The sequence below is a fragment of the Klebsiella ornithinolytica genome (assembly GCF_030505655.1).
GTDB lineage: Bacteria > Pseudomonadota > Gammaproteobacteria > Enterobacterales > Enterobacteriaceae > Klebsiella > Klebsiella ornithinolytica.
Window position 1 is genome coordinate 3988666 of record NZ_CP130153.1, and the last position, 20114, is coordinate 4008779.

Here is a 20114-nt window from a genome sequence, read left to right on the forward strand (position 1 = left end):
TGTGATTTACATCCCCATATACTAATCATCAAAGTAACCTGATAACTCCCACACTTCGTGGGAGTTATTATTTTTTGTCGTAACACCGGAGCTGACATGAAAACCAAACTTAACGAACTGCTTGAATTCCCTACTCCATTTACTTACAAAGTAATGGGGCAGGCGTTGCCTGAGCTGGTTGATCAGGTGGTGGAAGTGGTACAGCGCCATGCGCCTGGTGATTACTCTCCACAGGTAAAACCGAGCAGCAAGGGTAACTACCACTCGGTCTCTATCACCATCAACGCAACCCATATCGAGCAGGTCGAAACCCTGTACGAAGAGCTGGGCAATATCGATATCGTCCGGATGGTGCTGTAACCCATTCCCAGACCCGGTCCTGCGCCGGGTCATCTCTCCCCGCTATGCTGTGATATACTCCCCCCTCAAGTCACTTCTCTCTCTGCGGAGACGTTGTTTTGCAGCATAACAAAATCCTTATTCGTCAACTTGGCCTGCAACCTTACGAACCGGTCTCGCAGGCGATGCATGAATTTACCGATACCCGCGACGACAGCACGCTGGACGAAATCTGGCTGGTAGAGCACCCTGCGGTCTTTACTCAAGGCCAGGCGGGAAAAGCCGAACACGTGCTGGTTCCGGGGGACATTCCGGTCATTCAAAGCGATCGCGGCGGCCAGGTGACCTACCACGGGCCAGGGCAGCAGGTGATGTATGTTCTGTTGAACCTCAAGCGCCGGAAACTGGGCGTGCGCGAACTGGTTACTCTGCTGGAACAGACCGTGGTCAATACGCTGGCGGAATACGCGATTGAATCACATCCACGCGCCGATGCGCCCGGCGTCTACGTCGGCGAGCAAAAAATCTGTTCGCTGGGTTTACGCATCCGGAAAGGTTGTTCGTTTCACGGGCTTGCGCTGAATATTGCGATGGACCTGTCGCCGTTTCTGCGGATTAACCCCTGCGGCTATGCCGGGATGGAGATGACCCAAATGCGCCAGTGGCAGCCGGATATTCAACCGCAGATGGTGGCGCCACATCTGGTTGCCAACCTGCTGGCCCTGCTCGGCAACCCGCCCCACGAGATGATTGCTGCCGCTTAGCTCCCGCCCGCTCGCGCCCCTGTCACCGGGCGCGACATTCGCATTATCGATAGTTAAGCCATTATATTTGCAATTAAACGTCACGCACGACGCTGCCGCCGGCCGCTATACTTGCGCTATTTCCGATAACAGGAAGCGCTGAGTGGAAAATAACACGCCGTCATCAGAGTCGCCCGCACCGCAGGAACCGCACCACGACCGCCAGGTGTTGCGTATTCTACGCAATGTGGATCTGAACCTGCTGACCATTTTTGAAGCGGTGTATGTCCACAAGGGCATCGTAAATGCCGCTAAAGTGCTGAATATTACACCATCGGCGATCAGCCAGTCGCTTAACAAACTGCGTGCGGTATTCCCCGACCCACTGTTTATTCGTAAAGGCCAGGGGGTGAGGCCTACGGCCTACGCAACCCATCTTCACCAGTACATCAGCCAGGGAATGGAATCCTTCCTCAGCGCCCTTGACCTGGCCTGCGGGGCGGCTCAGCCACGCGCCCTCACCATCGCGACCTCCCCTCTCATCGGGGCGCTGGTCATCCCCACGATTGCGCACGCGCTCAAACCGCGTTTCCCCCAGATCCGGTTACACAACATCGCCATTACCGATGCCAGCAGTCAGCTTAACCAACGCCAGGTCGATTTAGCGATCGACAGCGATACCTACAGTAGCCAGACCATCGCGTATCACCTGCTGTTTGAAGAGCGGCTGGTGATGTATTGCCGCGAAGGACATCCGGCGCTGCAAAGGCCGTTAACCGAAGAAAATCTCCGCCAGTATGAGTTTGCGCTGAAGCTATCGCCGGGCCAACGCTATCCGGCAATATACCGGCAGCGGCAGGAACGCCAGGGAGAACGCCGCTGTGGCTTCAGCAGCGACAACCTGTTTGCCCAGGCTGCGCTGATTAGCCAAAGCGATATGCTCGGGCTGATGCCGGAGCGAATGTTTTCTCTGCTGGCGCAAACGTGGTCGCTGGCAAGGCTCGACTACGCTCAATTACCCGAAGAGCGCATTGAGATTGCACTGCATTACAACCGGCAGAGCGCGCAGGAACCGTTGCTGAATCAGGTCATCGAGGTCGTTTGTCAGTCGTTTAAACAATAAAGCACGTGAGGATAAGCATAAAACAACAACTATTTTACAATTTGCCGAACAGGTAGGCTGCTTTCTGTCCCATATCAATGGTATACTGCCTGTCCTTAATTCAAAAATAGTTGATAAATACAACATTTCCTTGAATTGATTCGCTTTCCTTCGTGACTCGCAACTGGAACACGCACGCTATGAGTAAACCCATTGTGATGGAACGCGGTGTTAAGTACCGCGACGCCGATAAAATGGCCCTTATCCCGGTGAAAAACGTGGCAACTGAGCGTGAAGCTCTGCTCAGAAAACCGGAATGGATGAAAATCAAACTTCCGGCTGACTCGTCCCGTATCCAGGGAATCAAAGCAGCGATGCGTAAGAACGGTCTGCACTCCGTGTGCGAAGAAGCTTCTTGCCCAAACCTTGCGGAATGCTTCAACCACGGAACGGCCACCTTTATGATCCTCGGCGCGATTTGTACCCGCCGCTGCCCGTTCTGTGACGTTGCGCACGGTCGTCCGGTGACCCCGGATGCCAACGAACCGCAGAAACTCGCGCAAACTATCGCCGATATGGGCCTGCGTTACGTCGTCGTGACCTCCGTTGACCGCGACGATCTTCGCGACGGCGGCGCGCAGCACTTTGCCGATTGTATCAGCGCTATTCGTGAGAAAAACCCGACGATTAAGATTGAGACCCTGGTCCCTGACTTCCGTGGCCGTATGGATCGCGCGCTGGATATCCTCACGGTGACGCCGCCGGATGTGTTTAACCACAACCTGGAAAACGTGCCGCGTCTGTATCGTCAGGTTCGCCCAGGCGCCGACTACAACTGGTCGCTGAAGCTGCTGGAGCGCTTTAAAGAAGCGCATCCGGAGATCCCGACGAAATCAGGTTTGATGGTCGGTCTCGGCGAGACCAACGAAGAGATCATCGAAGTTATGCGCGACCTGCGTCGCCATGGCGTGACTATGCTCACCCTGGGCCAGTATCTGCAGCCAAGCCGTCATCACCTGCCGGTTCAGCGCTACGTTAGCCCGGATGAGTTTGAAGAGATGAAAGCCGAAGCGATGGCGATGGGCTTCACCCACGCCGCCTGCGGTCCGTTCGTTCGTTCGTCTTATCATGCCGACCTGCAAGCCAAAGGGATGGAAGTGAAGTAAATCTCACTGCCCGCCAATCGCCGCGTGAACGCTTTCGCGCGGCGATCTGTTTTTATCCCGCCCGTCTGATGTTTCCCTGCCCGCTGGTAACAACTGGTTGCATTTTTTCCGTATTTTCGCGAGCAGGCAACAAAAAGAGGCCACAACGCCTATCGCTGCAGCCTCTTCAACGTCCAGACTCTCGCCTGTCGGTTACGCCCTCCCGCTGTCGGGGAAAGCGCCTTTAATTACTCTTTATGAGAGAGCTTTTGTGCCGGAGCGTCTTCTTCCGCACTGGTTTTCTTCGCGCTATCGTCATCGTCGTTCATGGCTTTCTTGAAGCCTTTGATAGCGGACCCCAGGTCTCCACCCAGCGTACGTAATTTTTTGGTACCAAACACTAAAATAATCAGTGCTGCGACAACCAGCAGTTTGGTAATACTAATCTCACCCATAGCTAACCTTCTTCTCTAAAACAAGCTGCGAATACGCCATCATACACGCGAACAATTAACGGCTATTTGACGCGCGGACACAATAGCAATCTGTAACAAGGTGAATCAAGCCTTGTTTAAAAAAACATCACAATAATTGCGGTGGCGCAAAGCGGCGGTTCTTCAACACCGGCAAACGCTCGCGAATCTGACGCAGCGACGCTGTCGAAATGTCGGCAGTAATCATCTGCGGCTCGTCCCCTGCCCCCGCCATTATCGTTCCCATCGGGTCGATAATGCGGCTCTGACCAATATTACGGGTGCCGCATTCGCCTGCCGCAACGATATAGCAGGTCGTATCCAGAGCCCTGGCCGCCAGTAGCGTGGCCCAATGATACTCCTTCATCGGCCCTTTTACCCACGCGGTGGGTAAAACCAATACTTCAGCACCGTTAAGCGCCAGCGTTAACGCCAGTTCAGGAAAGCGTAAATCGTAACAGGTCATTAGGCCAACGCGTACCCCGTCGATATCAATCAGCGGCGGAATCTGTTGCCCGGCATCGACAAGTCGCGACTCCTGCATCGCAAACGCGTCATACAAATGGAGCTTCTGGTATTGGGCAATCACTTCGCCCTGGCGTATCGCCACCAGCGTATTCGTCGCTCGCCCCTCACCCGAAGGTACATGCAGCGTCAGCACCGTGGTTAAACCATAATTCCGGCTTTCATCACGCAACAGCTGCAGAAAACCGCCATCAATCTCCTGCGCCGACTTTACCGAGAGATCCGGATCGCTGTCGTCACGCGCCAGCAATGCTTCCGGTAATACCAGCAATGATACTCCCTGCCCGGCCGCCTGGTTCATCAACGCTACGCAGGTACGCGCATTGACTCGCCAGTCCGCCGTAACGGCAAATTGTCCCGCAGCAACCCGCATTCTCTTCTCCCGTCAGGTATTTCGTAGCCAATGACGCATTTTGCGCGCTACACTCAAACCCCTGTATTAACCAAATAGCAGGGAATGAGAGTGTCACAACTACTTTTAGCCGTTTTTGTTGGCGGCGGTACCGGCAGCGTATTGCGCTGGTGGCTTGGTATGAAGTTCAATCCAATGCATCACGCTATTCCCATCGGCACACTCGCGGCAAACTTGCTGGGCGCATTTATCATTGGTGCCGGGCTGGCATGGTTTAATCGCCTGACAAACATTGACCCAATGTGGAAATTGCTGATCACTACCGGATTTTGCGGCGGGCTGACGACGTTCTCAACCTTCTCATCGGAGGTCGTTTTCCTGCTGCAACAGGGCCGTTTCAGCTGGGCGCTGCTGAACATTCTGGTCAATCTGTTAGGTTCATTCGCCATGACGGCAACGGCATTCTGGCTCTTTTCCCACGCTGCCAGCCGCTAACGGCAGACAAAAAAAAACCCGCGTTGAGCGGGTTTTTATATTCTACTGACGCAATGCTTAGATAGCGTTTACGTTTGCAGCAGAAGGGCCTTTGGCACCGTTAGTGATTTCGAACTCTACGCGCTGACCTTCAGCCAGAGTTTTGAAACCGTTGGACTGGATTGCAGAGAAATGTACGAATACATCTTTGCTGCCATCTTCCGGAGTAATGAAACCGAATCCTTTGGATTCATTAAACCACTTAACGTTACCTTTAATCTTAGACATCAAAATTACCTTTATATGAAAAAACGACACTGATACTGTGTCGGACACCAGTACATCAATTGTGATGCCTTTTGTCCAGTCCAACTTTGTTAAAAAGTGACAAATATCGCTATCTTTTTTAGGAGGTCACGCCTTAGTTGTTGTTTTTTCACAGGACAAACGACTTAGCTCTTTTATTGCTAAGTTATGCCAGTTCTAAAACTGGAAACGGGCCCAGGCAAAGTAGACGTTACCGTTATTGTAGGTCCCGGGGATATAGGTCATCTGGAAAGTTGCCGGTCCATAACCAATGGATGCCAGTGGCAAAATGACCGGAATGGGAATGTAATTCCAGTTATCCCGCGCCGTCACGCCCAGCGTGTACCCCAGACCAAGATGAAAGTTGTCATCTGCTAACGGACGCCAGGTTTTCTCCCAGCCATAGCCGCCAATCGGTTCCCATTTGTTAAAAGAGTCCTTAAAAGCCATCAGATACAGGCCGTGCCAGTTGCCTTTATCATCCCAGCGCGAAACCCCGAATCCTGCTCCCCACGGACGCTCGTTATATTCATCGGTCTTTTCTTTGTCATAGGCAAAGCGGGCATGCCAGGTAATCGCGGGAACATACAGATCGTAGTGTTCAGGTTCCTGCCAGGTTTGCACGACGTTATCACTTAAGGTGTTATACCCATCGCGAATCGTCGACGTAAACGACGCGTTAGCCGCGCCACAAGAGAGCATTACCCCTAAAAAACCAAGAAAAAACAATACGAACTGACGTTGTCTCAACACTTATCTCTTACCAATATCGATTTTAAAGCGCAATAATTTAACAAGTATAATCTTAATATTACCTTAACGAAATTAGGTAAGTTTCTGATTTATGATCGGAAAAACAGCCCCCTTTTCACCTCGTCGTTTTGTGATAGCGGCCGCCCCTCCACTGATGATTGCAGGGTTCTCATCAGTTTATTGATTTGCATCAGCATGTTTCGCCCATTAATTAGGCACATTCGCTCACTTAATTTTATCTTCACTTTATTTATTAGCAGATTCTTTGGGTAAAAGGCTTAGGGGTAAAAGATGCTTACGCTAGTTGAGATCCTGATTGGGATTGTGGTCATTGTGGGTGTTGCCCGCTATATCATAAAGGGGTATTCCGCCACCGGCGTGCTGTTCGTCGGCGGTTTGACGTTACTCATCGTCAGCGCGTTGATGGGGCACAAAATTTTACCCGGCGATACAAAAAGCACGGGGTACTCCGCGACCGATATTATCGAGTACGTTAAAATTCTCCTGATGAGCCGCGGCGGCGATTTGGGCATGATGATCATGATGCTCTGCGGATTCGCCACCTATATGACCCATATTGGCGCCAACGATATGGTGGTAAAGCTGGCTTCAAAGCCGCTGCGCTATATTAACTCTCCCTATCTGCTGATGATCGCCGCCTATTTTGTCGCCTGTCTGATGTCGCTGGCCGTCTCTTCGGCAACCGGTCTGGGCGTTCTGCTGATGGCCACGCTGTTCCCGGTGATGGTGAACGTCGGTATCAGTCGCGGCGCCGCGGCGGCCATTTGCGCCTCGCCGGCCGCCATTATCCTCTCTCCGACCTCCGGCGACGTGGTGCTGGCCGCCAAAGCCGCAGAAATGCCGCTCATCGACTTCGCGTTTAAAACCACGCTGCCAATCTCCATCGTCGCAATTATCAGCATGGCCATTGCCCACTACTTCTGGCAGCGCTATCTGGATAAAAAAGAGAATGTCGTTCACGAAATGCTTGATGTGAATGAGATCACCACAACCGCTCCCTCCTTTTACGCCCTTCTGCCCTTTACGCCGATTATCGGCGTCCTGATTTTCGACGGGAAATGGGGCCCGGAGCTGCATATTATTGCTATCCTCGTGCTCTGCATGCTGCTGGCGGCCGTGCTGGAGTTTGTTCGCGGCTTTAATACGAAAAATGTTTTCGCCGGACTGGAAGTCGCCTACCGCGGCATGGCCGATGCCTTCGCCGGCGTCGTCATGCTGTTAGTGGCCGCCGGCGTCTTTGCTCAGGGCCTGAGCACCATTGGCTTTATCAATAGCCTGATCTCAATCGCCACATCATTTGGCTCGGCGAGCATTATTTTAATGCTGGTGCTGGTGATTCTGACCATGCTGGCGGCAATGACCACCGGTTCTGGTAACGCGCCGTTTTACGCCTTCGTAGAGATGATCCCGAAATTAGCCCACTCTTCAGGCATCAACCCGGCCTACCTGTCCATTCCTATGCTACAGGCTTCAAACCTGGGTCGGACTATTTCGCCGGTCTCAGGCGTGGTGGTCGCCGTTGCCGGGATGGCCAAAATCTCCCCCTTTGAAGTGGTGAAACGGACCTCTGTTCCGGTTATCGTCGGTCTGCTGGTGGTGATTATCGCCACCGAAGTTCTGGTACCCGGTAGCGCGCTTTAATAAACGCGAAAAGGCGCCAGCTGGCGCCTTTTTTATGCTTTAATCATTTCCTGTAAATCATTGTCACCCACTATCAGGATTAAAAATGTTCAGGAAGGATTTCGTCGCCATTGCCCTTTTGTTGACGGCAACCCAGGCCGGCGCTGAACCACTCACCGCAACGCAATATGGCGATTTCGACCGTTATGTACTGGCTTTGTCATGGCAAACGGGGTTCTGCCAGAGCATGCATGACAGAAACCGGAGTGAGCCGGAAGAGTGTCGCTTGCAGCAGGAATTACCGAATAAAGCGGATTTCCTGACGGTACATGGCCTCTGGCCTGGCCTGCCAAAATCCATTGCTGCCCGGGGCGTCGACGATCGGCGCTGGATGCGTTTTGGCTGCGCCACCCGCCCTGTCCCCAACATGCCTGAAGTGAAAGCCGGGCGTAAATGCCAGGCCGCTGAAACCGGGCTGTCGCTCGAGATGGCGAATAAACTCAATAGCGTGATGCCGGGAGCCGGCGGCAATTCATGTCTCGAGCGTTATGAGTATGCGAAACACGGCGTCTGTTTTGGCTTCGATCCCGATAGCTACTTTGGCACGATGGTACGTCTTGATAGTGAAGTGAAGCAGAGCCCGCTGGGCCTCTTTCTGGCGAAGCACTACGGGCAGAGCGTCAGCCGCGATGAGTTCGATGCCGCGGTCGCGCAGGCATATGGTAAGCAGAGCGTGAAAGCATTTAAGCTGACCTGTAACGGCAATCCGGCTTATTTAACCGAAATGCAAATCGCCATCAAAGCGGAGGCTATCAATCAGCCGCTTTCAGCCAATAGCCTCTTGCCCCAGCCTCATCCGGGGAATTGCGGCAAACAATTTGTGATTGATAAAGCCGGCAACTGATGATTCGGCGGCGTAAGCCGCCGGTAGATTACGCGCGAATAAAATCGAGCAGATCCTGGTTAATCTGGTGTTTATGGGTCGTACAGATCCCGTGAGACCCGCCCTGGTAGACCTTTAATTCGCCGTCAGGCAGCAGCTGCGCCGCCACTTTCCCGCAGGTTTCAAACGGGACAATCTGGTCATCATCACCATGAATCACCAGCGTCGGGATCGTCATCTTACGCAGGTCTTCACGGAGGTCGGTTTCAGAAAACGCTTCAATACAGTCATAAAGCGCTTTGATTGACCCCTGCAACCCCTGCTCGACAAACCCTTCACGTACCGCTTTTGACTCTTTGGCCCCGTCCCGATTGTAGCCGTAGAATGCTGCCGTCAGCTCATAGAAGAACGCTCCGCGATCCTCAATAACCCCCTCCCTGATGCTGTCGAAGACCGCCCTGGGAACGCCGTTCGGGTTAAAGTCCGTCTGAATCATAATCGGCGTCACGGCGCCAATCAGCACCGCTTTCGCCACACGGTCAGTTCCGTGCCGGCCGATATAACGCGCGACTTCCCCGCCGCCGGTTGAGTGTCCGACATGAACGGCATCACGTAAGTTCAGATGGGCCGTGAGCTGAGCCAGATCGTCGGCATACTGATCCATATTGTGGCCATCCCAGGGCTGCGCCGAGCGACCATGCCCCCGGCGATCGTGAGCAATCACGCGGAATCCATGCGATCCGAGAAACAACATTTGATCTTCAAAAGCATCAGCCGTCAACGGCCAGCCGTGGCTGAATACCACCGGTTGCCCGCTACCCCAGTCTTTAAAATACAGATAACTACCGTCGTTAAGAGTAAGTTTGTCAAAACCGCTCATTTAAGTCTCCTGTATTGGAAGGGTACTACCTGATACAGCTTAAAAAGGATAAGACAGATTTTTCGGTTGTGACGGCATTATCATAAATTTCATATGTCCCTTTCGGCGATCATCACTTAATGTGCGTTTAATCACTTCAAACCGCCGACAAGTCTCAGTATGATGGGACGACATTAACCCTTGCCTTTTCGGTGAGGGTTTTCTTTTACGGACAGGTTCCTGGATAACACGGAGTATGCGATGACCAGACCCGCAATCATCATTAATGAGCTCGATGCAGAACGCATCGACAGGCTGCTCGAACAGCCGGCTTTCGCTAATTCCCCGGTGGCAGATGCGCTGAACGACGAACTGGATCGTGCACAAATGCTGGCGCCCGAAGCGATGCCGCATGATGTTGTCAGCATGAACAGTAAAGTCAGATTTCGCGATTTGAGCAGCGGTGAAGAACGCGTGCGGACACTGGTGTTTCCCTCGCAGGTAACGGACAGCGCCACCCAGCTTTCCGTGCTCGCTCCCGTTGGCGCCGCGCTGCTCGGTCTGAAAGTCGGCAGTGCGATCCACTGGGAATTACCGGGCGGGGCATCGGCTCATCTCGAAGTCCTGGAGCTACTTTACCAGCCGGAAGCTGCAGGTGAGTTTCATCGTTAATTCTCCCGCTGCCTGAGGCGTTTCACGCTTTATTCAGAGGATGTCTTCGCATCCTCTTTCTGCCCTCTTCCCTCTCTCATTTGTTCTGACAAAATTTTACCTCTCTCTTCGTCTGAGCTGACAGTTTTGCGAGCTGAATGACACTATATTTTCCTATAATGTGTTGATATAGAAACAGTCGAACAAGGAGGAATGCATATGTATAAAACTATCATTATGCCCGTTGATGTTTTTGAGATGGAGTTGAGCGACAAGGCCGTCCGCCACGCGGAGTTTTTGGCCCAGCAGGATGGGATTATTCACCTGCTCCACGTCTTACCCGGATCGTCCAGCTTCACGATGAGCCGCTTTACCGCCGATCTGCGTCGTTTTGAAGAGCATCTACAGCACGAAGCGGAAACGCGCCTGAAAACAATGGCAGGTCATTTCAGCATCGACCCTTCGCGGATTAAAATGCACGTCCGCTTTGGTAATGTGCGGGACATGGTCAATGAACTGGCGAACGAAATTAAAGCCGATGTGGTGGTGATTGGTTCGCGCAACCCTTCTATCAGCACCCACTTGCTTGGCTCTAATGCCTCAAGCGTCATCCGCCATGCCCATATTCCGGTAATGGTCGTTCGGTAACCCCGAAGGCTAAAAAAAGAGGCTACCCTGGGGTAGCCTCTTTTATATGCAGGTGTGGTCTTACTTTATTATGCGCTTTTGGTACGAATCAGATAATCGAACGAACTCAGGGAAGCTTTCGCGCCCTCGCCCGCGGCGATAATAATCTGTTTGTACGGTACGGTTGTGCAGTCGCCGGCGGCAAACACGCCCTTGACGTTAGTTTCACATTTCGCGTCGATGATAATCTCGCCCATCCGGTTACGCTCGATGGTGCCTTCCAGCCAGTTGGTGTTCGGCAGCAGCCCAATTTGCACGAAAATCCCCGCCAGCTCGATATGGTGTTCATCACCGCTGACCCGGTCACGATACTGCAGGCCGGTCACTTTGCTGCCATCGCCCGTCACTTCAGTGGTCTGCGCATTGAGAATGATATCGACGTTTTTCAGGCTGCGGACTTTATCCTGCAGGACCTGGTCGGCTTTCATTTCCGGCGCGAACTCCAGCAGGGTCACGTGTTCTACCAGACCTGCCAGATCGATGGCCGCCTCAACGCCGGAGTTACCGCCGCCGATGACCGCCACGCGTTTACCTTTAAACAGCGGGCCGTCGCAGTGCGGGCAATAGGTCACCCCTTTAGTGCGATACTGATCCTCACCCGGCACGTTCATGTTGCGCCATTTTGCCCCGGTGGCAATGATCACGCTGCGCGCTTTCAGCACCGCGCCAGAGACCGTTTCAATTTGGTGCAGGCCGCCTTCTACCGAAGCCGGAATCAGTTTCGATGCGCTCTGAGAGTCGATCACATCCACCGCATAGTCGCTGACGTGCGCTTTTAACGCCCCGGCCAGTTTCTGCCCTTCGGTTTTCGGTACAGAGATGTAGTTTTCGATATCCACGGTATCCAGCACCTGACCACCGAAACGTTCACCCATCAGGCCAGTACGAATACCTTTACGCGCAGAATAGACCGCCGCCGCGGCACCAGACGGGCCGGAACCAACAATCAGCACATCATAAGCATCGCGCTTATTCAGCTCTTCCGCCGCCCGTTTTTCGGCGCCGGTATCAACTTTAGCGACAATTTCCGCCAGCGTCATACGACCCTGACCGAACTCCTGGCCATTCATAAAGACAGCCGGAACGCCCATCACGTTGCGATCGGTAATCTCATTCTGGAAAGTCCCACCGTCAATCGCCGTATGTTTAATACGCGGATTCAGTACCGCCATCAGGTTCAGCGCCTGCACGACATCCGGGCAGTTATGACAAGAAAGCGAATAATAGGTTTCAAACTCAAAATCACCGTCCAGATCGCGGATCTGCTCGAGCAGTGACTGGGTCTCTTTGGAAGGATGGCCGCCGGTCCACAGCAGCGCCAGCACCAAAGAGGTAAATTCATGTCCCAGCGGAGAACCGGCAAAACGCGGCCCCTGGAGGGATCCGGGATTGGCAATCAGGAAAGAAGGCTTGCGGACAGGCAAGCTGTTATCTTCTCTGAAGGTCACTTTTTCCGACAGTTCGGCGATTTCAGCCAGCAGTTCCTTGATTTCTGCCGATTTTGCGCTGTCATCCAGCGTGGCAACCAGCTCAACAGGTTTGGTCAGTTTCTCAAGGTAGGCCTTGAGCTGGGTTTTCATGTTGGTGTCGAGCATTTTTAATCTCCTGCTTAAAAAACATCATCATGCAAGCAGCCTTGCGGGCGGCCTGAATGCGGCTTGCATCATGGTGCTGGAATAAAACGGGCGCAGATGCACCCGCTTGAGGATAAATTCGCAAGCATTTCGTGTTACAGGAAGGCGGCAGGCTTATGAATCCCCGGAGCTTACATAAGTAAGTGACCGGGGGATGAAGCGTAGCCAACGCACCTGTAGCGCGAAAGGTGTAGTGAATTTTAGATTTTGCCGACCAGGTCCAGGGAAGGCGCCAGAGTCGCTTCACCTTCTTTCCATTTCGCCGGGCAAACTTCACCTGGGTGAGAAGCAACGTACTGAGCAGCTTTGATTTTACGCAGCAGGTCAGATGCGTCGCGGCCGATACCTTCAGCGGTAACTTCGATAGCCTGGATGATACCCTGCGGGTCAACAACGAAGGTTGCGCGGTCCGCCAGGCCTTCGTCTTCACGCATGTTGTCGAAGTTACGGGTCAGGGCGCCAGTCGGGTCGCCGATCATCGCATACTTGATTTTCGCGATGGTGTCAGAGCTGCTGTGCCATGCTTTGTGGGTGAAGTGGGTATCGGTAGAAACGGAGTACACGTCTACGCCCAGTTTCTGCAGCTCTTCGTAATGGTCTGCAACGTCGCCCAGTTCAGTCGGGCATACGAAGGTGAAGTCAGCCGGATAGAAGAAGAATACGCTCCAACGGCCTTCGGTGTCTTTTTCGGTAACTTCGATGAATTCACCGTTTTTGAATGCCTGGTTTTTAAAAGGTTTGATTTTAGTGTTAATCAAGGACATCTATACTTCCTCCGTGTTTTCGTTGAGGTCTAAGTTAACGAACTTTTCCTGATTCGACCAATGCGTTTGCATTATCAAATCAATAAGCGATATCTAACAACCGGAACAAGACAGCTTTGTGAACCCGGCGCGACGATCGCCGCTTTTCGTTACTTTTGCATCCCGTGGCACTGAAAGTAAAAAGGCCACCCTATTCAGGCGGCCCCGTTACCTGAAATACCCGCAGGTAGGTTCAGTGCCAGACAAGCTGGCTATGTGTTGCGCTCTACATTACCTTAATGTAACAGCAAGGCCGATTACACCATCCGCAGTATTAAAGGGCAATCCGCCCGCGAGCAGGTCTTACCTATAGCTGTGATAGGCTTCATCATCTTTTCACCTTACACATTGATTTAACAAGGAATTATCATGTTAAAGCGTCTGTTTTTTCTCAGTTTTTTACCCTTTTTCTGCCAGGCTGAAGATCTCCCGGCTCCCGTAAAAGCGATAGAAAAACAGGGAATTACCATTATTAAGCCCTTTGAAGCACCGGGTGGGGTGAAGGGATGGCTGGGGAAATATCAGGATATGGGGGTCGCTATCTATCTGACCCCCGACGGCAAGCACGCTATTTCCGGCTATATGTACGATGAAAATGGCAATAACCTGAGCGAGCAGCTGTTCCAGAAAGAGCTCTATACGCCGGCAGGCCAGGCGATGTGGAAGAAAATGGAGGCCGCCAGCTGGCTACAGGAAGGGAAAAAGGAGGCGCCGGTCACTCTGTATGTCTTTGCCGATCCCTTCTGCCCGTACTGCCTGCAATTCTGGCAACAGGCCCGTCCGTGGGTAGAGTCAGGCAAAGTACAGATTCGCACGCTGTTGGTTGGCGTTATCAAACCCGAAAGCCCGGCGACGGCCGCCGCAATTCTCGCTACCGAGGATCCGGCGAAAACCTGGCGTGATTACCAACAATCCGCCGGAAAAATGCTTATTAAGATCCCGACTAATCTCTCCCCGGAAAAAATGAAGATCGTCAGCGAGAACCAGCAGTTAATGGATGAACTCGGCGCGAACGCAACGCCGGCCATTTACTACATGAACAAAGATAATATGCTGCAGCAGGTGGTCGGGCTGCCTGAAGCCGACAAGCTGCAGGTCATGATGGGAGAAAAGTAGCCCGCTCAGCTCCTCTTCCTGGCCAGGTTCCTGAGAAAAAAGAACCTGGCTTACGCCTCTCCAGTCATATACATTCAGTATTGGCGAAAAATAAACGCTATTATAAATTCACCAACTCAATTATTACAAAAAAATAAAATACAAAATACTAATAACTTTTATCACCACGACGTAATCCGGATAATTAGCCATGGCGAACCTTTACGGCCTGAAAAAATTCGATCTTAACCTGCTGGTTATTTTTGAATGCATCTATCAACATCTGAGCATCAGTCGGGCGGCGGAAACATTATTTATTACGCCCTCCGCCGTAAGCCAGTCACTGCAACGCCTGCGCACTCAGCTTAACGATCCGCTGTTTATTCGTTCGGGGAAAGGCATTACCCCCACCCAAATGAGCGTCAACCTGCATTATCTCCTCGAAAAAAACTTAAGCCAGCTGGAGAAAACGATTTCTATTGCCAACCCGGACAATTTAAAAAAACGGTTTGTCATTTATAGCCCACAGTTATTTATTACCCCCGACTCTTCACAACTCATCCGTGCCCTCTACCACAGCCGGAATATGCAGATTGAGCATCATGACCTTCAGCTCACCAGCGAATCAGTGGAGAATTTGCTCTCACAGCGCAAGGCGGATCTGATACTCAGTTTGTCCCCCGGTAAAAACGCGGAGACGCTCTGCCAGCCCTTCCACGAGGCTGAAATGGTACTGGTCTGTGGCGAACACCATCCGCGGGCCGATGAACTCAACGACCGGCAGGCCATTATGCGAGAAAGCTTTGCCGCTTATCTTTCCAGTGAAGTCGGGATAAAGAGTTTTTATGCGCAAATGAAAAAAAGCTTTCCTGACCGCAGGATTGCCTTTCGCAGCGATTCTCTGATAGCGATCATCAATATGATTAACCACACCGACCTTATCGGCTTTGTTCCTAAAGCGATATTGACTCCCCCGCTTTTTAATCTGAAATTAAGAGTGCTGCCCGTTCCGCTACCCTCTATTATGATCTACATGATTTATCACCAGACGCAGATAAATACCCCCCTGTTCTCTTCGCTGATCGACAAGATAATCCATCCGCAACCTCAGACAAAAATTCACGCCATGAATGATTAAGTCTAAATTAATAATCCACGCAAATGTAAACGCATAAAAAATGACGGTGGTTATTTTCTGTCGTAGCATGGTATGCAATCAAACCGTCAACTGCAGTTAAGGAACAGAGATCGTGGCATTAATAAAACTTCCATTACCCGAGTCCGTTCTGCAGGCCGCGCAGAAACGTATTGAATGGGTGATGGATAATTTCTCCCGAATCTGTGTCTCTTTTTCCGGAGGCAAGGATTCCACTCTGATGTTACATCTGACCGCGCTTCACGCACGACGTACAGGCCGCAAAATTAGCGTGCTGTTTATCGACTGGGAGGCGCAGTTTTCCTGCACCATTACCCATTGTGAAGCGCTGCGGGAAACATATCAGGATGTCATCGAACAATTTTTCTGGGTTGCTCTGCCGCTAACCACGCAGAACTCACTCAGTCAGTTCGCGCCGGAATGGCAATGCTGGGAACCTGACACCCCATGGGTGCGCCAGCCTCCGCCGCATGCCATTACCGACCCCGGCTATTTTTCTTTTTACGCCCCGGGGATGAGCTTCGAAAGCTTTGTGCGCGAATTCGCCGACTGGTTTTCCGCTAACCGTCCCGCGGCGATCTTAGTCGGCATCCGCGCGGATGAATCCCTTAACCGATTTATCACCATCTCATCGCGTCGCAAACAGCGTTTTGCCGATGATAAGCCCTGGACCACCTCAGCGCCGGGGGGCCACGCGTGGTACGCCTACCCTATTTATGACTGGAAAACCGCTGATATCTGGACCTGGTTTGCCAAAAGCGGACTCGCCTGTAACCCACTCTATGACCTGATGTATCAGGCCGGCGTACCGCTGCGCTACATGCGTATCTGTGAACCTTTCGGTCCGGAACAACGCCAGGGGCTTTGGCTTTATCACGTACTGGAACCTGCGCGCTGGGCCGCTATGTGCCAGCGGGTGAGCGGCGCAGGCTGCGGCGGGATCTACGCCGGCCAGGATAACCAGTTCTACGGACATCGCAAGCTGGAGAAACCCGGACATCATACCTGGAAGAGCTACGCCCTGTTTTTACTCGACAGCATGCCGGAAAAAACGGCCGAACATTACCGGAATAAAATTGCCGTCTATCTGCACTGGTATCAAAAGCAAGGAATGGTGGATATACCTGACCTCCAGACGGCCGATACCGGCGTGAAGGATATTCCCTCCTGGCGACGCATCTGCAAAGTGCTACTGAATAACGATTACTGGTGCCGCATGCTCTCTTTCAGTCCGACCAAAGCCAGCCAATACCGACGCTACCGCGAACGAATGCGTCAAAAACGCCAGCAGTGGGGAATCTTATGCAACAACAAATAATGCAGGATCTTGAGCGCTATCTGAACACTCTCCAGGATGCAGAACGCGTGGAGGCGCTGAACGCTTTTCGCCAGCTTTTGCACAATTACAGTCCGTTCAAATCACATCCCGTTGACTGTGTGCTGTGGGTCAAGCAGGAGAGCGTTTCGCCAAATGACTACAACCCCAACAACCTCGCCCCGCCGGAAAAACGTCTGCTGCTCACTTCGCTGGAGACGGACGGTTTTACGCAACCCATTGTGGTGCTCAGACAAGATGAGGCGCGCTACACCATCGTTGACGGATTCCATCGCCACGAGCTCGCCAGAAACAAAGCGCCGTTAAAAAAGCAGTTGAACGGCTATCTCCCGGTTACCTGCCTGGAAAACCCTTCTCCCGGCCGCGATACGCTGATGGCCGCCACCATTCGCCATAACCGCGCGCGGGGCCGCCATCAGATCCCCGCCATGTCCGCGATCGTCCATGAGCTGGCAAACCTGGGCTGGTCAGACGCGAAAATCAGTCAGGAGCTGGGTATGGACGCTGACGAGGTGTTACGCCTGAAACAAATTAACGGTCTTGCCGAACTGTTTGGCGACCGGCAATTTTCTCAGGCGTGGACCGTAAAATAGCTACAGCTGGCAGAGACGTTCCGCTGCGGCCAGCAGAGTTGCCGGTTGTTTTGCAAAGCACAGGCGGATGAGCTGGTGCGGGAACGGATCTGCGCAGAACACCGACAGCGGGATCGCCGCGACGCCCACTTCGGTCGTCAGCCAACGGCAAAAGCTCACATCGTCGAGATCGGAAATCGCGCTGTAGTCAGCCAGCAGGAAGTAGGTGCCCTCGCAAGGAAGAATCTCCAGACGGCTGCTGCGCAGGGCATCGACAAACAGATCTCGCCGCTCGCGGTAGAATTCCGGCAGCTGGCGATAGTGCTCCGGCTCATGGCGCAGCATATCGGCGATTGCCAGCTGGGCAGGCGTATTCACTGCGAAAGTCAGATACTGATGAACCTTGCGCAGCTCGGCGCTTATCGCCGCCGGCGCCACGCAGTACCCCACTTTCCAGCCGGTCATGTGGAAGGTTTTACCAAAAGAAGAGACCGCCACCGCCCGTTCGCGCAGCTGAGGGTGTGCCAGTACGCTGGCGTGCCCGTGCGTCGCAAAGCAAATATGCTCATAGACCTCATCGCTGATCACATAAATTTGATGGTCAGCAATCGCCTGCCACAACGCGGCAAAATCCTCGCGCTGCCAGACCGTCGCCGACGGATTATGCGGTGTGTTCAGGATAACCAGCCGGGTGCGCTCGCTAAGCGCTGCGGCAAATTCTTGCCAGTCAACGCGAAAATGGGGCGGCTGCAGAGCGATACGTTTCAATACGCCGCCAGATAACTCCACGGCCGGCGCGTAGCTATCGTAGCTTGGGTCAAAACAGATGACCTCATCGCCGGCGCGTACCAGCGCGGTAATCGCCGCATAGAGCGCTTCGGTTGCCCCCGCCGTAACGGTAATATCGCTGTTGGCATCCGGGCGATAGCCGTACAGTTCGGCGGTTTTGTCGGCAATCGCTTCACGCAAAGCCGGGACACCGGTCATCGGCGCGTACTGGTTAGCCCCCTGAGCGACATGATACGCCAGGCGCTCCTGCAGGTAGCGCGGCCCGTCAAAGTCCGGGAACCCCTGCGACAGATTGATCGCCCGGTGTTCCTGCGCCAGCGCGCTCATTTGTGTAAATATGGTGGTGCCAAGAGAAGGAAGTTTACTTTCAGGAATCAGTGGCTTATTGCTCATTTTATAATTACCGATTGTAATGCTGTTGTTGAAGCCACTATAACACGATGTTAATATTTGGCAATCAAGACGCTTAGACGTCTAAATGATAATGTTATGCCGGTTCTCGCCTGAAGCAGCCCATCACGGCGCACCGCCCACTCTGGAGAAACCATGATCCGCGCTATCGTGACCGATATTGAAGGCACCACCAGCGACATTTCTTTTGTCCACAACGTTCTGTTTCCGTACGCCCGCGAGCGGCTAGCGGCCTTTGTCACCGCGCAACAGTACGCCGAGCCGGTGAAGACGATCCTTGATAATCTGCGAGCGGAAATCGATAACCCCGCCGCCAGCACCGCCGAACTGATTGATACCCTGCTGGCCTTTATGGACGAAGACCGCAAGTCAACGGCGCTCAAGGCGCTGCAGGGTATTATCTGGCGCGAAGGCTACGTTAATGGCGACTTTACCGGCCATCTCTATCCGGACGTTCTGCCCGCGCTGGAAAAATGGAAGTCCCAGGGAATTGATTTATATATATATTCCTCTGGCTCCGTCGCGGCGCAGAAATTGTTATTTGGCTACAGCGACGAAGGTGATATTACTCATCTGTTCAGTGGCTATTTCGACACCTTGACGGGAGCCAAGCGAGAAACGCAGTCCTATCGCAATATTGCCGAACAGCTGGGGCATCATCCGGCGACGATTCTGTTCCTCTCCGATATTCATCAGGAGCTGGATGCGGCAGAAGCCGCCGGTTTTCGTACGATTCAGCTGGTGCGCGGCGACCGCGATCCTGCCAGCCATCACCCGCAAGTTCAGCGTTTTGACGACATTCATCCGGAGCAGATCCCAGCATGAGCGCATTAACGATTTATTCAGAAAAAGACGCCGGTACCCCTCTGTGGCATAGCACCGACGGCGATGAAATTCAGCAGCAGCTCAACGCCAAAGGCGTGCGCTTCGAACGCTGGCAGGCCGACCGTGATTTAGGCCCCTCTCCGACATCCGAGGCGGTGCTTGAAGCCTATCAGCACGCAATCGCGAAGCTGGTGGCGGAAAAGGGCTACCAGAGCTGGGACGTGATCAGCCTGCGCGCGGATAATCCGCAGAAAGAGGCGCTACGCGCGAAGTTCCTCAACGAACACACCCACGGGGAAGACGAAGTCCGCTTTTTTGTTGAAGGCGCCGGGCTGTTCTGCCTGCATATCGGCAACGAAGTGTTTCAGGTGCTGTGCGAGAAGAACGATCTGATTTCGGTACCGGCCAACACGCCGCACTGGTTTGATATGGGCCCGGAGCCTGACTTCACCGCTATCCGTATTTTCGACAACCCGGAAGGCTGGGTAGCGAAATTTACCGGCAATGATATCGCCGACGCCTACCCGCGGCTGGCCTAACGCCGCAATTCAATAGCGCCG

General features: G+C 53.0%; 23 protein-coding genes. 15 read left to right on the forward strand and 8 right to left on the reverse strand.

Annotated features, from left to right (window positions below; genetic code table 11):
* The first annotated feature begins 96 nt into the window (after positions 1 to 96).
* From ybeD to lipA, 4 genes are all read left to right on the forward strand, one after another.
* Complete coding sequence (ybeD, locus tag Q1L34_RS19080) at positions 97 to 360, forward strand: DUF493 family protein YbeD (protein ID WP_004859527.1); 264 nt, start codon at positions 97 to 99, stop codon at positions 358 to 360.
* Positions 361 to 458: 98 nt separating this feature from the next.
* The gene (lipB, locus tag Q1L34_RS19085) at positions 459 to 1103 is read left to right on the forward strand and encodes a lipoyl(octanoyl) transferase LipB (RefSeq protein ID WP_015584897.1); all 645 of its coding nucleotides are present in this window, start codon (positions 459 to 461) and stop codon (positions 1101 to 1103) included.
* 205 nt (positions 1104 to 1308) lie between these two features.
* Complete coding sequence (locus tag Q1L34_RS19090) at positions 1309 to 2205, forward strand: YbeF family transcriptional regulator (RefSeq protein ID WP_233429570.1); 897 nt, start codon at positions 1309 to 1311, stop codon at positions 2203 to 2205.
* A 179-nt stretch (positions 2206 to 2384) separates the two neighbouring features.
* Positions 2385 to 3350, forward strand: a complete 966-nt coding sequence (gene lipA, locus Q1L34_RS19095; protein ID WP_004859521.1) for a lipoyl synthase — start codon at positions 2385 to 2387, stop codon at positions 3348 to 3350.
* 227 nt (positions 3351 to 3577) lie between these two features.
* Here the strand turns inward: lipA and tatE are convergent, their stop codons facing one another.
* Together tatE and Q1L34_RS19105 are read right to left on the reverse strand one after the other, a co-directional pair.
* A complete protein-coding gene (tatE, locus tag Q1L34_RS19100; protein WP_004859519.1) occupies positions 3578 to 3784 on the reverse strand; it encodes a twin-arginine translocase subunit TatE in 207 nt (68 codons plus the stop codon).
* Positions 3785 to 3911: 127 nt separating this feature from the next.
* The gene (locus tag Q1L34_RS19105; protein WP_015584898.1) at positions 3912 to 4700 is read right to left on the reverse strand and encodes a deaminated glutathione amidase; all 789 of its coding nucleotides are present in this window, start codon (positions 4698 to 4700) and stop codon (positions 3912 to 3914) included.
* Between the two features lie 90 nt (positions 4701 to 4790).
* Between Q1L34_RS19105 and crcB the strand changes: the two genes are divergently transcribed.
* The gene (gene crcB / locus Q1L34_RS19110; protein WP_004859513.1) at positions 4791 to 5174 is read left to right on the forward strand and encodes a fluoride efflux transporter CrcB; all 384 of its coding nucleotides are present in this window, start codon (positions 4791 to 4793) and stop codon (positions 5172 to 5174) included.
* A 57-nt stretch (positions 5175 to 5231) separates the two neighbouring features.
* On the opposite strand, the gene cspE is transcribed toward crcB, so the two are convergent.
* Together cspE and pagP are read right to left on the reverse strand one after the other, a co-directional pair.
* The gene (gene cspE, locus Q1L34_RS19115) at positions 5232 to 5441 is read right to left on the reverse strand and encodes a transcription antiterminator/RNA stability regulator CspE (protein WP_004859511.1); all 210 of its coding nucleotides are present in this window, start codon (positions 5439 to 5441) and stop codon (positions 5232 to 5234) included.
* Positions 5442 to 5636: 195 nt separating this feature from the next.
* Positions 5637 to 6212, reverse strand: coding sequence for a lipid IV(A) palmitoyltransferase PagP (gene pagP / locus Q1L34_RS19120; RefSeq protein ID WP_032716882.1), 576 nt, complete (start codon positions 6210 to 6212; stop codon positions 5637 to 5639).
* A 291-nt stretch (positions 6213 to 6503) separates the two neighbouring features.
* Between pagP and dcuC the strand changes: the two genes are divergently transcribed.
* Together dcuC and rna are read left to right on the forward strand one after the other, a co-directional pair.
* On the forward strand, positions 6504 to 7874 hold the full coding sequence (gene dcuC / locus Q1L34_RS19125; RefSeq protein ID WP_004859503.1) for an anaerobic C4-dicarboxylate transporter DcuC: 1371 nt from the start codon (positions 6504 to 6506) through the stop codon (positions 7872 to 7874).
* Between the two features lie 85 nt (positions 7875 to 7959).
* Positions 7960 to 8757 carry a ribonuclease I gene (gene rna / locus Q1L34_RS19130; protein WP_015584900.1) on the forward strand — a complete coding sequence of 266 codons (798 nt, stop codon included), beginning with the start codon at positions 7960 to 7962 and terminating at the stop codon, positions 8755 to 8757.
* Positions 8758 to 8785: 28 nt separating this feature from the next.
* Here the strand turns inward: rna and Q1L34_RS19135 are convergent, their stop codons facing one another.
* The gene (locus Q1L34_RS19135; protein WP_004859498.1) at positions 8786 to 9616 is read right to left on the reverse strand and encodes an alpha/beta fold hydrolase; all 831 of its coding nucleotides are present in this window, start codon (positions 9614 to 9616) and stop codon (positions 8786 to 8788) included.
* A gap of 240 nt (positions 9617 to 9856) precedes the next feature.
* Between Q1L34_RS19135 and rnk the strand changes: the two genes are divergently transcribed.
* Together rnk and uspG are read left to right on the forward strand one after the other, a co-directional pair.
* Entirely contained in the window at positions 9857 to 10267 is a 411-nt protein-coding gene (gene rnk / locus Q1L34_RS19140) for a nucleoside diphosphate kinase regulator (RefSeq protein ID WP_004859496.1), read from the forward strand.
* Between the two features lie 198 nt (positions 10268 to 10465).
* On the forward strand, positions 10466 to 10894 hold the full coding sequence (uspG, locus tag Q1L34_RS19145; RefSeq protein WP_004859493.1) for a universal stress protein UspG: 429 nt from the start codon (positions 10466 to 10468) through the stop codon (positions 10892 to 10894).
* A gap of 68 nt (positions 10895 to 10962) precedes the next feature.
* Here uspG and ahpF read toward each other — a convergent pair whose 3' ends face one another.
* Positions 10963 to 12528: an alkyl hydroperoxide reductase subunit F gene (gene ahpF, locus Q1L34_RS19150; protein WP_064357263.1), complete on the reverse strand. Its 1566-nt coding sequence runs from the start codon at positions 12526 to 12528 to the stop codon at positions 10963 to 10965.
* 239 nt (positions 12529 to 12767) lie between these two features.
* The gene (ahpC, locus tag Q1L34_RS19155) at positions 12768 to 13331 is read right to left on the reverse strand and encodes an alkyl hydroperoxide reductase subunit C (RefSeq protein WP_004859485.1); all 564 of its coding nucleotides are present in this window, start codon (positions 13329 to 13331) and stop codon (positions 12768 to 12770) included.
* Between the two features lie 408 nt (positions 13332 to 13739).
* On the opposite strand from ahpC, the gene dsbG reads away from it, so the two are divergent.
* The 4 genes from dsbG (at position 13740) to Q1L34_RS19175 (ending at position 17550) form a co-directional block, all read left to right on the forward strand.
* Positions 13740 to 14486 (forward strand): thiol:disulfide interchange protein DsbG, encoded by a 747-nt coding sequence (gene dsbG, locus Q1L34_RS19160; RefSeq protein ID WP_004859480.1) that lies wholly within the window; start codon positions 13740 to 13742, stop codon positions 14484 to 14486.
* A gap of 190 nt (positions 14487 to 14676) precedes the next feature.
* A complete protein-coding gene (gene citR / locus Q1L34_RS19165; protein ID WP_004859477.1) occupies positions 14677 to 15603 on the forward strand; it encodes a DNA-binding transcriptional repressor CitR in 927 nt (308 codons plus the stop codon).
* Between the two features lie 112 nt (positions 15604 to 15715).
* Positions 15716 to 16939, forward strand: coding sequence for a phosphoadenosine phosphosulfate reductase (locus Q1L34_RS19170; RefSeq protein ID WP_004859472.1), 1224 nt, complete (start codon positions 15716 to 15718; stop codon positions 16937 to 16939).
* Complete coding sequence (locus tag Q1L34_RS19175) at positions 16924 to 17550, forward strand: IbrB-like domain-containing protein (RefSeq protein ID WP_044023555.1); 627 nt, start codon at positions 16924 to 16926, stop codon at positions 17548 to 17550. The genes Q1L34_RS19170 and Q1L34_RS19175 overlap by 16 nt, the downstream gene beginning before the upstream one ends.
* On the opposite strand, the gene Q1L34_RS19180 is transcribed toward Q1L34_RS19175, so the two are convergent.
* Positions 17551 to 18696 carry a pyridoxal phosphate-dependent aminotransferase gene (locus tag Q1L34_RS19180; protein WP_160873236.1) on the reverse strand — a complete coding sequence of 382 codons (1146 nt, stop codon included), beginning with the start codon at positions 18694 to 18696 and terminating at the stop codon, positions 17551 to 17553.
* Between the two features lie 168 nt (positions 18697 to 18864).
* Between Q1L34_RS19180 and mtnC the strand changes: the two genes are divergently transcribed.
* The gene (gene mtnC, locus Q1L34_RS19185) at positions 18865 to 19554 is read left to right on the forward strand and encodes an acireductone synthase (RefSeq protein ID WP_004859463.1); all 690 of its coding nucleotides are present in this window, start codon (positions 18865 to 18867) and stop codon (positions 19552 to 19554) included.
* Positions 19551 to 20093: a 1,2-dihydroxy-3-keto-5-methylthiopentene dioxygenase gene (locus tag Q1L34_RS19190; protein ID WP_015584906.1), complete on the forward strand. Its 543-nt coding sequence runs from the start codon at positions 19551 to 19553 to the stop codon at positions 20091 to 20093. The genes mtnC and Q1L34_RS19190 overlap by 4 nt, the downstream gene beginning before the upstream one ends.
* Positions 20094 to 20114: the final 21 nt, after the last annotated feature.

Bases quoted from the DNA above. Each gene is read 5' to 3' on its own strand.
- mtnC (WP_004859463.1), top strand. From the start codon at position 18,865: ATGATCCGCGCTATCGTGACCGATATTGAAGGCACCACCAGCGACATT.
- Q1L34_RS19175 (WP_044023555.1), top strand. From the start codon at position 16,924: ATGCAACAACAAATAATGCAGGATCTTGAGCGCTATCTGAACACTCTC.
- tatE (WP_004859519.1), bottom strand. From the start codon at position 3,784: ATGGGTGAGATTAGTATTACCAAACTGCTGGTTGTCGCAGCACTGATT.
- dsbG (WP_004859480.1), top strand. From the start codon at position 13,740: ATGTTAAAGCGTCTGTTTTTTCTCAGTTTTTTACCCTTTTTCTGCCAG.
- cspE (WP_004859511.1), bottom strand. From the start codon at position 5,441: ATGTCTAAGATTAAAGGTAACGTTAAGTGGTTTAATGAATCCAAAGGA.
- ahpF (WP_064357263.1), bottom strand. From the start codon at position 12,528: ATGCTCGACACCAACATGAAAACCCAGCTCAAGGCCTACCTTGAGAAA.
- dcuC (WP_004859503.1), top strand. From the start codon at position 6,504: ATGCTTACGCTAGTTGAGATCCTGATTGGGATTGTGGTCATTGTGGGT.
- rna (WP_015584900.1), top strand. From the start codon at position 7,960: ATGTTCAGGAAGGATTTCGTCGCCATTGCCCTTTTGTTGACGGCAACC.
- Q1L34_RS19135 (WP_004859498.1), bottom strand. From the start codon at position 9,616: ATGAGCGGTTTTGACAAACTTACTCTTAACGACGGTAGTTATCTGTAT.
- rnk (WP_004859496.1), top strand. From the start codon at position 9,857: ATGACCAGACCCGCAATCATCATTAATGAGCTCGATGCAGAACGCATC.
- citR (WP_004859477.1), top strand. From the start codon at position 14,677: ATGGCGAACCTTTACGGCCTGAAAAAATTCGATCTTAACCTGCTGGTT.
- ybeD (WP_004859527.1), top strand. From the start codon at position 97: ATGAAAACCAAACTTAACGAACTGCTTGAATTCCCTACTCCATTTACT.
- Q1L34_RS19190 (WP_015584906.1), top strand. From the start codon at position 19,551: ATGAGCGCATTAACGATTTATTCAGAAAAAGACGCCGGTACCCCTCTG.
- uspG (WP_004859493.1), top strand. From the start codon at position 10,466: ATGTATAAAACTATCATTATGCCCGTTGATGTTTTTGAGATGGAGTTG.
- Q1L34_RS19105 (WP_015584898.1), bottom strand. From the start codon at position 4,700: ATGCGGGTTGCTGCGGGACAATTTGCCGTTACGGCGGACTGGCGAGTC.
- lipA (WP_004859521.1), top strand. From the start codon at position 2,385: ATGAGTAAACCCATTGTGATGGAACGCGGTGTTAAGTACCGCGACGCC.
- ahpC (WP_004859485.1), bottom strand. From the start codon at position 13,331: ATGTCCTTGATTAACACTAAAATCAAACCTTTTAAAAACCAGGCATTC.